This is a genomic window from Spirosoma aureum (assembly GCF_011604685.1).
GTDB lineage: Bacteria > Bacteroidota > Bacteroidia > Cytophagales > Spirosomataceae > Spirosoma > Spirosoma aureum.
This window is the reverse complement of the sequence record NZ_CP050063.1, coordinates 3,189,111-3,201,256: the sequence shown is the minus strand read 5'-3', so window position 1 is coordinate 3,201,256 and position 12,146 is coordinate 3,189,111. Positions and strand designations below refer to the sequence as shown.

Genomic DNA, 12,146 nt, shown 5'->3' with positions numbered 1-12,146 from the left:
AAATAGTATGCTTGCATACTTTTATTTAAGACAGTTCGTAATTTAGCCGCCAAATTAAGGATTTGATCCTGGGTAATGAGAGGTCTGGGGAAATAAGTTCATGTTCAGGACTAATTGATCTGTAACCAAATTCTCAAAAATCGAATGATCCCTGATTATCCAAATTACCTTCAACAAAACCCCAATTAGCATGAAAATTTTAGTGTGCGTGACGAGTGTGCCCGACACCACCACCAAAATTGCCTTTACGGACAATAACACCAAATTAAATAAGGCAGGGGTGACATTCATTACCGGTCCCTACGATGACTATGCACTTGCCAGAGCTGTCGAGCTTAAAGAAAAGACAGGAGCATCTATAACAGTCATCAATGTGGGCGAAGCTGATTCGGAGCCGGTTATCCGCAAATGTCTGGCCATTGGTGCCGATGACGCTATCCGGGTAAATGCAGAACCGACCGATGCTTATTTCGTAGCCGAGCAAATTGCCGCTATCGCCAAAGAAAACAGCTATGATCTGATTCTGATGGGTCGCGAATCCATCGATTATAACGGAGGTCAGGTACATGGAATCGTTGGTGAAATGCTTGGCTTTCCGTCCATATCGCCCGTTATGCAATTGGATATTGATGGCGATACGGCAAAAATTACGCGGGAAATTGAAGGCGGTAAAGAGCAACTGGAGGCTAAACTGCCTTTAGTTCTGGGTTGCCAGGAACCAATTGCCGAATGGAAAATTCCGAATATGCGTGGTATCATGACCGCCCGGACAAAGCCCCTCAAAATTGTTGAGCCAACTGGCACCGACAAACTCACGACCGTTGCCAACTACGAACTCCCGGCTCCACGGAGTGCCGTAAAAATGATCAAAGCTGATGAGGCAGAAACCCTCATTCAACTCCTCCGCACCGAAGCAAAAGTTATTTAATACGTTTACGGCAGGTGCGGCATACAACCTCATGTCAGCACTAAAAACGGGAAACTCTAAACTGAAAACTGAATTATGTCTGTTCTCATATTTGCCGAATTAGACGAGGGCAAAATCAAGAAATCGTCTCAGGAAGCCCTATTCTACGGCGCCAAAGTTGCCGAACAAACAGGAACATCCGCTACGGCCATTATTATTGGTCAGGCCGATGACAGCGAACTGGCTTCGGCTGGTCGTTTTGGCGTTACTAAAGTGCTTCATGCATCGAATGCTCAGTTAAACGAACCGAATGGCATGGCCTATGCTACTGTTGTAGCAGCAGCCGTTCAGCAGGAAGGTTCTAAGGTGATTGTACTGGCCAAATCATCGCTGGCCGATGCCATGACTGCCCGGCTTGCCGGTAAACTGAAAGCGGGTCTGGCCGCCAATGTGGTTGAGTTGCCCGATTTGTCGAACGGTTTCCGGGTGAAAAGTAGTATTTACACAGGCAAAGCATTTGCTTACAACGATCTCAAAGCAGATATAAAAATTCTGGCGATCAAGAAAAATACGATCACACCCGAAGAAACCGATTCAACGGCCTCCGTTGACTCCTTTAGCCCTACCCTAAACGACGCCGATTTTGTCATTTCAGTCAAAAGTTCTGAAAAAGCCTCCGGAGATGTGCTTCTGCCTGAAGCCGATCTGGTCGTATCGGCAGGTCGTGGGTTGAAAGGTCCCGAAAATTGGGGAATTGTGGAGGATTTAGCACATGCTCTCCATGCAGCTACGGCTTGTTCGAAGCCTGTATCTGATCTGGATTGGCGGCCTCACTCAGAACACGTTGGGCAAACAGGTTTGAAAATTAGCCCAAATCTGTATATTGCCTGTGGAATTTCGGGGGCCATACAACATTTAGCCGGAGTAAACTCCTCTAAGGTAATTGTTGTTATCAATAAGGACTCTGAAGCACCGTTTTTCAAATCGGCAGATTATGGAATCGTCGGCGATGTGTTCGATGTACTGCCGCGCCTGACAAAAGCGGTGAAAGCTTTATAGTCAAGAGTCGTTTGTGAAGAGTTTTAAAGAAACTTACAATTACTGACGGCTTTTGACAGACGACAGACGACTAAAAATTGCTAAATTCGCGCCGTGGATAAGATTAAGCTGGAAATATTAGGACTTTCACCTAGCCAGTCGCAATCGGGCTCGTTTGCGCTGGTCTTAGGTGAAGAATACGGGAACCGTCGGTTGCCGATTATTATTGGCATGTTTGAAGCACAAGCCATTGCCATCGAAATCGAGAAGATTGTGCCAAACCGGCCGATGACGCATGATTTATTCAAGCAATTTGCCGAACAATTTAAGTTTACGGTACGAGAGATCGTGATTTCTGATTTACGCGAGGGTATTTTCTTCGCCAAAATCGTTTGCTTCGATGGCGTACGTGAATCCGTGATCGATGCTCGTCCATCCGATGCCATTGCCATTGGTATTCGATTCGATGTACCGATCTATACGAATGAGTCTATCTTATCCGAAGCTGGCATCACAGCCAGTTCGAACGATGAAGAAGAAGAACAGGAAGAACTAGTTCGTTCCTCAAATCGTCCCTCAACCCGATCGTTTGGCGATCAGTTGAAAAATGCCTCTTCTGAAGAGCTTCAGAAAATGCTTGAGGAGGCTCTTGGAAACGAGGAATACGAGCGGGCAGCCAAGATTCGTGATGAAATGAGTAAACGAAACTAGCTATACAACGCTCATTAGTTAAACATAGACTAAGGGGTGCAGATAAATTCAGGGATCTGCACCCCTTCGTTTATTGATCCAATCCGACATATGGCGCACTAGCGTGTTCGAACAACCTGTATTCGATCAATCAGTGGTTTTCGGGCTCCATCGGGAATGGTAATTTCGTGCGAACCAATATACAATTGGTTCGATTCGATACGGTCGAGATAATCGAGATTGATAACTAATGAGCGCGATAACTGGTAAAAACCAGGCGACAGATAAGGAACGAGCTTTCCCAGATTCAGTGAAATATTAATAGCCTGATACGGTTTGGCCGGATAAATTCGATGAAAGCCTGATTTAGTCAGAAAAAGCTCACTGTTACCACGGTCGGCTTTAACAAACTGTATTTCGGATTTAACCACCCGAATGTACCCACTACCCGTTGGCAGGAACGTGTGATCCGGCAATCCGGGAGCTCCTGAAATATTACCGGCATAAAAATTGTGCATCGCCAGATCAATCTGAGCTGCCAGCTCCCGCACCCGAAACGGCTTGTGTAAAAAAGCGGCCGGAAAAGTGCTTTTGGCCCGATTAAAGGTTTCTTCTTCCGAATTGCCGGTCAAATAGATTATAGGCACCCATTTAATGCGCATCAACTCTTTTACAGTAGCAATGCCATCGGGCAGTCCATCCAGGACAATATCAACCAAAACGAGGTCGGGCTGGCTTTGCTTCATACTTTTTATGGCTGCTTCGTAACTATGGGCCTTTCCACAGATTTCGTAGCCAGATCTGACCAGATTTTCTTCTATATCTGTGGCCATAAACAGGTCATCTTCAACGATAAGAATACGTAGCGGGGCATCCATATGAGTACTTATCTTTAAGAGGCAAGCATAATAAACCTGGGCTAGTGCACGAACTCCATAGCTTTTGCATCAAATGATAGCGTAAACCGACATCCATTTTCTGTGCTAAAATGGCCCTTCCCTTTCAGCTTTTGGGTTATCATGTCAATTAGTTTCATTCCAAACGAATTTCCTTTTGTGGAAAGAGTAAAACCGGGTCCATTATCCTCGTACCAAAATTGTATCCGCCCATTTTCTTCCTGGCAACCTACTGTCAACATAGGATTAGGATGAAGCGGCAGTGCATATTTACACGAGTTAGTGGCCAGCTCATTTAGAAGCAAACCCACATTGATGGCAACATCGGCATTGAGCCAGATTGGACTAAGCACATATATTGGCTGAATATGGCCAAAGCTGTAACTACGCAAAACCCCATTGACCAGTTCCGGAATAAACTGCATCAGATCGACCTCAATTAATCGGTCGCCGTCATATAAACGCTGGTGTACCAGGGCCATCGCTTCCACCCGTAACAAACTTTCTTCCACGGCTTTACGAGCTACAGGGTCCGTTAACCGATTAAACTGTAAGCCTAGTAAATTCGTAATAGACTGAAGGTTGTTTTTGACCCGGTGGTTTTGTTCTTTGACTAGTTTGGCATTATGCTCACTGATACGCCGATACTTTCTAAATAACCAGTAAAATACCAGGCAGGCAAGACCAGCAAGCATAAATAACACTGTTGTCATGAGCGCCAGCCTTTTCTGTGTATCCAGGTTCTGCTGACGAAGTTCCAGTTCATTCTGCTGCGCTTTTAGTCTTGCTTCTTTTTTTTCGCTTTCATACAGCATTCCTGCCCTGGCAATAGCCCCTTCCCGATCGGCGGTTAACGCATCGACCTGAAAGGAATAGTATTTTCGCTGGTGCAGAAACGCCTGCTTCCAATTACCCATGCGTTGGTAAACTTTGGCATAGGATTCTTCCAGTTGGCCATTTTGCCAGTAATCGCCATGTCTGGCGGTATCACCGATAAACTTTGCCTCATCCAGCCATTTTTTGGCAACCAATGGCTGTCCGAGAGCCAGATAACAATTCGCTAGCCCCTGCGAGCTATTAATGATGCCATATGGAGACTTCTCCTGTCTATTAATTGTGTAGGCTTTCTTTAGATAAGGAAGTGCCAGATTCCCGTCTTTCTGCATCAACGCATTGCCCATGCATGTATACACATTGGCAATGTCGGATGGTTTTTTCAGCGAGATGGCTAACTGTTCTGCCTGCTTAAAATAATACAGGGAACTATCCAGTGAAGAAACAGGCGCTGAACCTGGTTTTTCGCGATTCATTCGCCAACCCAATTCGTGTACACCAGCCATAAGAATATCAGCGCCCATCATGCCATGTTGGGAATGAATATGCCGAAAATTAGCCGTAGCCTGACTTACAAGGCGTTTGGCTTGATTATACTGTTTTTGCCGAATCTGGTTCTCTGCCATTCGAAGGTAGGTCTTCCCAATATTTTCAGAAGGACCTAATGGCTCCCGTATTCGTAATGACCGGATGTACCAAGCCTGTGCGGTTACATAATCGCCTAAAGCATTGTACCGTTTCCCTAGTAGATAACACACTTCAGCCACTTGCAGCGAATCTCCGGTAGCCATCGCTTCCTGGAATTCCTGCTGTGTTTTTGCCAATTTCTCGTACAGAACTTTGCCAACCACTGGTATTTGAGCGGGAGCCAGAAATGGCAGTAACATACCTCCAGCAATACATGTCAGCCGGACTAGTAATCGGATAAATGGATTACGGAGGTAGATTAATTGCATGTAAAAATAGAATTTATAGGACTAGTCGATCATGAAAAGAAATAGCGCTGTTACTTGTAATAATACGACAAAAAGCCAACTACTCTATACCAGTAACCTAAGCGCTTACATTTGTCTTCAATACTTGTTGATTAATTTCTCCAAGAAACCAGAGCTCTTCGTTTGGAAAAAACAGGCATTCGTCAGTAATATTTTGGCATTGGGAAGTTTACTAAATCGAATTATTGAAAAAAGATCATCTTCGTGGTGATTGTAGAATTTTCAATTCAACTACTTCTACCAATGGCCCAAATTCCAAACCCACCACAAGTTTCCGACGCTAGACAGGGGACTTATGCGGTAAAGGTCAAGGGTAGCAGTAAACACCACCTGACGAAACTCGAGTAAGACCTTTTTTATTTCTATCCACACCTCTTTTGTAAACAGTACGTGCTCTATTAATCGATTTGCTTTCCGTTTCTATCCTCACTAAACTATGAAAATCTATTTGTTCGTCCGTCTACTATTTCCCGCATCGCCACAGACCGAAAAATCGTCTATATCGATCAATAGTCCTCCGTGGTAAGGATAGGTTAGTGGTTAAAGCAGCGCCCACTGTGCAAAGTCGCAGGCCAGCATTCCAGTTCTATTTCTTCTTTCTCTTTTTGACCACCAACTCTTGATACCCAAAGGTTGGATCGGGTTCGCGAACGTAATCCAGATCGGGCATGACCCCGATCACTAATTCGGCTGTTGTGTAGATTTTGCAGCCGTCCAGCAAATGCCCGCCGATCGTATGTCCGGTTGAATCCGATACGGATAAATGCAAATGACTACCCTTCATGGAGAGCGTACCAACCAGCGAAACGATCTCAAAATGACCTTTCCATACTGTAGACCCTTCCTGATTGGCCAGACGTAGTGTTACATCCGTCAAACTACCTACACAGGTCAACATAGCCCCTGCTCCTATCCGACGCTTTTGTACCAAAGCATCGAGTTCTTTCTTTAAATCCTGTCCCGGCCGCAATCGAATCGAGTACGTAAACATCGTTGCATCAACGGCCTCTGGCGTTGAGTGATCAGGCTGTGATTGCGCATCAGAAGTTGTCATAAAGCAATAGAAAGCGATTAGCAATAAAAAAGTCCGCATTTGTGTTATCAACTTGTGAGACAGAATCGAGGAATGCGAAACTACAAAATCCGGCCCTTACTGGCCTTTTTTCTTCTATTTTTTAGCACAGCGCTGACTTTCCCGACCAGCATAGGGCCAGGCATCCCACGTCCGTCGAAGTATGTATCAATCGATTATACGACGATTGACAACTTCGCCCGAAATGCGCCTGAATCAGCAGCTAAAAACCTGAATACACTCAGCGACTATTTAACGTCACCAGCCCGGACGGATCTGGCAAAAGCCCGATCTGTATACGCCTGGATCACTTCACACGTTCGTTATGACGAGTCAGCGTTTAGCGGTCAGCGGTATTCATCGGAGATAGATTATGCCAATCGGGTATTACGCAGTCGAAAAGCGGTTTGCACTGGCTTTTCCCTTCTGTTCAAGCATTTGTTAGGCAGAACAGGCATTCCGGTCGTTACGATTAAAGGTTATTCCCGTACCAATGATAGTGAAGCCGGGCAACCGATTCAGCGCGTAGATCATGAGTGGAATGCGGTCAGCCTTGATGGCGACTGGTATTTACTTGATATTGCCTGGGCGCAGACGACAGCCAAACCTGATCCCAATGGTGATTTACGCCCGAATGATTTCTTTTTCCTGACCGAACCGCTCGCGTTTGCGGCCAATCACTTCCCAACCGATCCTCGCTGGCAACTGTTAAATCCGACGGTCAGCAAAACGCAATTTGATCAGTTTCCAAAGGTTTACGATGCTTATTTCCGGTTGGGATTTGATCCCGAATTCCCTAAAACTGGATTACTTCGGACTGGAGATGCCTTGACTTTATCGCTCCAAAACGAAAAGGATATCGAATTCATGTGCTCCATTGGCCAACAGGGAGGTTCGACTGCCACCCATCTGCCTGTTACCATCCGACGATCGGGCAATACCTATCAATTAACGGTGCCGATTTCGCAACGGGGTAATTCTACGCTTTACATTTTTGCCAAATCGAAGGGCCCCCGTACAGAACGCGTAAAATCGTACGAAGGGATAGCATCTTTTACTGTCGTCAAAAGCTGACGAATTGAGGTGACCGTTTGAGCTTATGAGCGAAGAGGTTCCAAAAACTAACTTATCTGATCGGTGACTGGAAGCCGTGGCTTTTAAAACGAAAAACTATATACGGCATTTTCCGTTTACTAGTTGAATCACTACTCAATACGTTATGTTAAATTTAGGCCGCTTCTCAATAATTTATATTGCCCAAAACCAGTATTGCCAAATCAGCTGCGCTTCTTCCTTCGATGTCAAGGCTCGCCAACAGGAGCTAGTTATTGATGAACATATAGAGTTTTTGGGCGTATACGATGCCAAAACGGAGCTGTTTCAATGGGAACCCATTCGACAGCACTTTTATGATCAACTCAGTATAGAAGAACAAGGGCATTTAGGGAGTCAGCTAATCGAGATTGCCAAGCGCTTACGCCAACAGCAACAACAACGCACTATTCCTGGTCTGGCTCAATCACCTCTTTATTCAGGCTTTATCAATAGCCTCTGAGTCATCCCATACCTATTCAATCTGTTGTATGGAGCGTTATTGACATAAAAACGACCCTGCACCTGAATGATTCTGGTTAAACTAAGTTTTTAAAACTACCAGACGGTTCCCTTAATTGAGATACATCAACGTAAAGCTCAGAAGCATGAATAGACTGCCCTTCTCTGTCAGTATGGCACTGGCGATGACTTTGTCAATGGGGCTACGGCCCATCGCTCCTGCACTAATGGTTAGCGCGGCCCAGGGTGAGGTTGCTCGCTGGGCGGGTAATTGTTTACGTTGTAGCCTGGAAAAACGCGCGTGGGCAGCCGTTAATGGTACCTGTTATTATCCCGTTGATATGGATATGAAGCCCGGACACTATTCCATTTCTCGACGTACGACCGGAGGAAAACTGGAAAGCGCTCAGCTCATTGTCACTGAAAAGCGTTGCGTTGACGAGAATCTGGATAACTTTCCTAAAAAAGAATATGTAAATGTATCCGCTCAAAATCAGGCTCGTGCAGCTCAGGAAGCCAGCCGGGTTAATCCCCTGATTGCTTACCAGGCAAAGCCTCGCCCCGCCGTCTTCGATCTGCCTATTGGGAAGCCAGCCAGTCCACTGCCGAAAGGAGTCGGTAATTTTGGGGCCTGCCGCACTTTAAATGGACAACCCCGTGATCGTCACACCGGTCAGGATTATCCGGTATCGGCTGGCAAGCCGGTGTTGAGTGCCGCTAATGGTCGGGTAGTATTGGCTGCCAATCTGTTCTACAGCGGCAATTCGGTTTTTATTGATCATGGCAATGGCTTGGTCACCGAATATTTTCATCTAAAAAGCTTCACGGTTAAAGACAATCAGACGGTTACCAAAGGGGAACGTATCGGTTTGGTTGGGGAAACCGGTCGGGTGACGGGTCCTCATCTGCATTTTGGCGTACGCTGGCAGGGTGCCTGTATCAACCCAGGTTTTCTGCTAGTTGACCCTTCGGATCTAGCAGCTGTAAATTAAAACTCACTGTACGTCAGTATTTTAATTTAGTACTAAGAATTTGTAAAGGGGGAAATTATATGGCAGAATCAACCGGTTCAATCATACTTCCTGCATAACGTACAACTCTCAATTCATTTATTCGCCGTTGTCAATAGGTCGTCGATGGCCGATTTGGCTTTATGATAGGGAGCTAAGCTATCCATTCCGTTGCCCACAAACCCAATCCAGGCCTGGTGAATAATTCCTCGCTGATCCACAATATAAGTCGTCGGAAAGCTATTGGTATGGAAGGGAATAATGATATTTCTGGCGTCAGCAATGATTTTGAAATCGAAGGGATGATTCTCAAAAAAGGCGGGCTTCAAGGCTGCTGCTTTATCACTTGAAAAACCAAGAAATAGGACATTTTTGCCCTTATACTCCTTCACCAGCTTATTCAAAGCGGGCATTTCAGCTACGCAGGGGGCGCAGCTCATGTACCAAAAATTTACCACCAGAACCTTACCCGATAAAGTTGCTATATCATAGGATTCCCCATCAATCGTCTGGAAAGCGGATAAAGGAGCTTTTTGACCTTTTACACATTCTGACCAGTTATCGTAATTCTGTTGATGCTTCTGGTAAGTAGGGTCAAGAACAGGAAAAAGCGGCTGCTGATTGGGCGATCTACTCTCGCTTATGGCTTTTCTGGTTCTATGCATTGTTTCAAGACAGTGTTCCAGCGTATTGCTTTGCGCGTACGAGATCGAACTGACCAGGTGAAGCAGGCAAAACAATATAGCTACTACTGATAAAAGAATGAAGCGCAGAGGTCGCATAGAACAGGAATTTTATGTAAACATCTACACCACTAACGAAGCCCAAATGCGATTCTTTTATACAAGCTAATTATAGAAACTACCTATTTAGTTAATGGTTAAAACATCTCCGAACTTACTAAATAGCTTTGTGTACAGTGGCTGTTGCAAAATCATCAAGCTCGGTAATTGCACCTCTTACGGCTAAATGTTGCTCTGGACATAGAGGCTGAATAGGAGGATTTAAATCAGTGCCAGCTTTTTCAACAGCAGTTCAGATTATGATACATAGTACTGAAAGATGCCAAAATGGCTTCCAGGTTCTCATGACGGGCGGATACTCCGATCTTACACACTAGTTCCAATCCGTTTCATCAGCCATAGAAAATTATAGTCACGTATACGACAGACTAGTAGGCACTTATGGATTCTGTTAGATCTATGCATCTCAATTAGATAGAAACCTTTAACGTCAAAATCCAATAGTCTATGAAAACTTTTGTTGCTTATTTAGGTATCCTCCTGCTCTGCCCTTATTTGTCGCAGGGACAATCGATTGATCGTTCACTAAATAACGATCCTGCTTTTCGTCAAGCATTTTCGCAACTGATACGCTACCCGGCAGCTGCTCAACGAGCAGAAAAAGTAGCCAAAGCGTATGTCGAATTTAAAGTAGATCGCCAAGGGAAGGTGACCGATGTCCAGGTATTGAACCAAGGCAACGTGGATGCTTCATTTAAAGAAGAAGTTAATCGTCTGATGAGCCAGCTTCCTGCTCAAAAACAAACGTATTCGGGTACTTATGTTCTTCCTATTGTCTTTGAGTTAGAAGGCAGTGGCCGGGTGATTAAGCCACATGAAGAAGAACCTTCCTTTTTCGAATCGCTACCGAAAGGGTTGCTTTTAGAGGGTGCCTTTGTGGTCGCCTATCTAAAATAGATACATGTACTTTAGCCGCGTTATGCCATTTACCTGCTAAGTGCGGTTACTTTCCGATACAGAACTTACTAAAAATGGAGTCCAGTAAATCATCTGTCGTTATTTCTCCTGTCAGCTCACCCAGATGACGCAAAGCAACCCGCAAGTCCATGGCCAGCCAGTCTGGGGTTACTCCGGCATCCAGCCCTGTTAGAGCACGAACCAGTGCGTCGTCGGTGCCCGTCAGGTGTTCATAATGTCGGGCATTGGTCACGACAGCGCTACCCGTCTGCACGGCCGAATCAGTCCGAACGCGGGCCGATAACGCAGCTTTCAGGTCATCGAGGTAGGTTTGCTGCGACGCAGAAATCCAGACAATGGGTTCGGCAGCAATGCTTTCCAGTAGCTGTTTCTTTTCATCGGTCAGTGCATCCAGTTTGTTACCAACCAGTAAATACGGCTTGCCCGATAAACGTATGTCGGCGACTGACGTCTGGAGTTCTTCAGGCGAGATATTCTTTCCGTCGAACAGATAAACGACCAAGGCAGAGTCCCGCATTTTTTGTTGAGTGCGCTCAATACCAATTGCTTCAATCTGATCGGTAGCTTCCCGTAAACCTGCGGTATCAATTAAACGAAACCGGATGCCATCAATGAACAGTTCATCTTCGATGACATCACGCGTTGTCCCCGGAATATCGGAAACGATAGCCTTCTCCTCATTTAACAAGGCGTTCAGCAGCGTCGATTTCCCCGCATTCGGTTTGCCAATGATCACGGTAGGTACCCCATTTTTAATCGCGTTACCTGTCGAGAATGAGTCAATCAACGGATGCAATACGCGCCGGATATCGAGCATGAGTTGCCGGAGTTGGTCGCGATGCGCAAATTCGACGTCTTCTTCGCCAAAATCCAGTTCCAGCTCTACCAACGCGACAAAATCAATTAATTGCTGACGTAATAATTTCAGCTGTTTTGAGAAACCTCCCCGCAACTGCGACAATGCTGCACGGTGACTGGCCTCCGAATCAGACGAAATCAGGTCAGCTACGGCCTCGGCCTGAACCAGATCAAACTGGCCATTTAAAAAGGCTCGCTGGGTAAATTCGCCGGGACGGGCCAGTCGGGCTCCTTCCTGCGTCAGTCGACGTAAAATCTGCTGAATAATAAACTCGGATCCATGACAGGAGATTTCGACAACGTCTTCTTTTGTAAATGACTTCGGCGCTCGAAAAACCGTTACCAGGACTTCATCAATAATATGACCATCAACAGTGCGCAATGTGCCAAAATGGGCCGTATGCGAATCCTGCTTTGTGAGGTCTTTCCCTCTGAAAATACGGTTGGTTATGTCAATGGAACCTTCGCCCGATACCCGAAGGACAGCAATGGCACCAATGCCTGGCGCAGTAGCCAAAGCAGCAATAGGTTCTAACTGAAACAAGTGTTGTGTTTGATTTGTAGTTTGCAG

At 45.6% G+C, this 12,146-nt stretch carries 12 protein-coding genes; 7 read left to right on the top strand and 5 right to left on the bottom strand.

The features are described 5' to 3' along the window. Positions 1 to 190 precede the first annotated feature (190 nt). The 3 genes from G8759_RS12680 (at position 191) to G8759_RS12670 (ending at position 2,656) form a co-directional block, all read left to right on the top strand. Complete coding sequence (locus tag G8759_RS12680) at positions 191 to 928, top strand: electron transfer flavoprotein subunit beta/FixA family protein (protein WP_167208472.1); 738 nt, start codon at positions 191 to 193, stop codon at positions 926 to 928. 75 nt (positions 929 to 1,003) lie between these two features. Further along, entirely contained in the window at positions 1,004 to 1,966 is a 963-nt protein-coding gene (locus G8759_RS12675) for an electron transfer flavoprotein subunit alpha/FixB family protein (RefSeq protein WP_167208470.1), read from the top strand. Positions 1,967 to 2,059: 93 nt separating this feature from the next. Next, positions 2,060 to 2,656 (top strand): bifunctional nuclease family protein, encoded by a 597-nt coding sequence (locus G8759_RS12670; protein ID WP_167208468.1) that lies wholly within the window; start codon positions 2,060 to 2,062, stop codon positions 2,654 to 2,656. 98 nt (positions 2,657 to 2,754) lie between these two features. Here G8759_RS12670 and G8759_RS12665 read toward each other — a convergent pair whose 3' ends face one another. The 3 genes from G8759_RS12665 to G8759_RS12655 form a co-directional block, all read right to left on the bottom strand. Then, positions 2,755 to 3,513: a response regulator gene (locus G8759_RS12665; RefSeq protein ID WP_167208466.1), complete on the bottom strand. Its 759-nt coding sequence runs from the start codon at positions 3,511 to 3,513 to the stop codon at positions 2,755 to 2,757. 41 nt (positions 3,514 to 3,554) lie between these two features. Then, positions 3,555 to 5,321 carry a histidine kinase dimerization/phosphoacceptor domain -containing protein gene (locus G8759_RS12660; protein WP_167208464.1) on the bottom strand — a complete coding sequence of 589 codons (1,767 nt, stop codon included), beginning with the start codon at positions 5,319 to 5,321 and terminating at the stop codon, positions 3,555 to 3,557. A 625-nt stretch (positions 5,322 to 5,946) separates the two neighbouring features. Then, positions 5,947 to 6,414, bottom strand: a complete 468-nt coding sequence (locus G8759_RS12655; RefSeq protein WP_232074230.1) for a PPC domain-containing DNA-binding protein — start codon at positions 6,412 to 6,414, stop codon at positions 5,947 to 5,949. 72 nt (positions 6,415 to 6,486) lie between these two features. Between G8759_RS12655 and G8759_RS12650 the strand changes: the two genes are divergently transcribed. The 3 genes from G8759_RS12650 to G8759_RS12640 all read left to right on the top strand — a co-directional run bounded on the left by G8759_RS12650 (position 6,487) and on the right by G8759_RS12640 (position 8,978). Further along, complete coding sequence (locus G8759_RS12650) at positions 6,487 to 7,506, top strand: transglutaminase domain-containing protein (RefSeq protein WP_167208461.1); 1,020 nt, start codon at positions 6,487 to 6,489, stop codon at positions 7,504 to 7,506. 145 nt (positions 7,507 to 7,651) lie between these two features. Beyond that, positions 7,652 to 7,987, top strand: a complete 336-nt coding sequence (locus tag G8759_RS12645) for a hypothetical protein (protein WP_167208458.1) — start codon at positions 7,652 to 7,654, stop codon at positions 7,985 to 7,987. A 145-nt stretch (positions 7,988 to 8,132) separates the two neighbouring features. Continuing rightward, positions 8,133 to 8,978, top strand: a complete 846-nt coding sequence (locus G8759_RS12640; RefSeq protein ID WP_167208456.1) for a M23 family metallopeptidase — start codon at positions 8,133 to 8,135, stop codon at positions 8,976 to 8,978. A 113-nt stretch (positions 8,979 to 9,091) separates the two neighbouring features. On the opposite strand, the gene G8759_RS12635 is transcribed toward G8759_RS12640, so the two are convergent. Further along, positions 9,092 to 9,661 carry a TlpA family protein disulfide reductase gene (locus tag G8759_RS12635; protein WP_167208455.1) on the bottom strand — a complete coding sequence of 190 codons (570 nt, stop codon included), beginning with the start codon at positions 9,659 to 9,661 and terminating at the stop codon, positions 9,092 to 9,094. Positions 9,662 to 10,246: 585 nt separating this feature from the next. Between G8759_RS12635 and G8759_RS12630 the strand changes: the two genes are divergently transcribed. Continuing rightward, positions 10,247 to 10,696 carry a TonB family protein gene (locus tag G8759_RS12630; protein ID WP_167208453.1) on the top strand — a complete coding sequence of 150 codons (450 nt, stop codon included), beginning with the start codon at positions 10,247 to 10,249 and terminating at the stop codon, positions 10,694 to 10,696. A 46-nt stretch (positions 10,697 to 10,742) separates the two neighbouring features. Here G8759_RS12630 and mnmE read toward each other — a convergent pair whose 3' ends face one another. Continuing rightward, positions 10,743 to 12,119, bottom strand: a complete 1,377-nt coding sequence (mnmE, locus tag G8759_RS12625; protein WP_167208451.1) for a tRNA uridine-5-carboxymethylaminomethyl(34) synthesis GTPase MnmE — start codon at positions 12,117 to 12,119, stop codon at positions 10,743 to 10,745. Positions 12,120 to 12,146 lie beyond the last annotated feature (27 nt).

Bases quoted from the DNA above. Each gene is read 5' to 3' on its own strand.
- G8759_RS12680 (WP_167208472.1), top strand. From the start codon at position 191: ATGAAAATTTTAGTGTGCGTGACGAGTGTGCCCGACACCACCACCAAA.
- G8759_RS12675 (WP_167208470.1), top strand. From the start codon at position 1,004: ATGTCTGTTCTCATATTTGCCGAATTAGACGAGGGCAAAATCAAGAAA.
- G8759_RS12665 (WP_167208466.1), bottom strand. From the start codon at position 3,513: ATGGATGCCCCGCTACGTATTCTTATCGTTGAAGATGACCTGTTTATG.
- G8759_RS12660 (WP_167208464.1), bottom strand. From the start codon at position 5,321: ATGCAATTAATCTACCTCCGTAATCCATTTATCCGATTACTAGTCCGG.
- G8759_RS12655 (WP_232074230.1), bottom strand. From the start codon at position 6,414: ATGACAACTTCTGATGCGCAATCACAGCCTGATCACTCAACGCCAGAG.
- G8759_RS12650 (WP_167208461.1), top strand. From the start codon at position 6,487: ATGCGAAACTACAAAATCCGGCCCTTACTGGCCTTTTTTCTTCTATTT.
- G8759_RS12645 (WP_167208458.1), top strand. From the start codon at position 7,652: ATGTTAAATTTAGGCCGCTTCTCAATAATTTATATTGCCCAAAACCAG.
- G8759_RS12640 (WP_167208456.1), top strand. From the start codon at position 8,133: ATGAATAGACTGCCCTTCTCTGTCAGTATGGCACTGGCGATGACTTTG.
- G8759_RS12635 (WP_167208455.1), bottom strand. From the start codon at position 9,661: ATGCATAGAACCAGAAAAGCCATAAGCGAGAGTAGATCGCCCAATCAG.
- G8759_RS12630 (WP_167208453.1), top strand. From the start codon at position 10,247: ATGAAAACTTTTGTTGCTTATTTAGGTATCCTCCTGCTCTGCCCTTAT.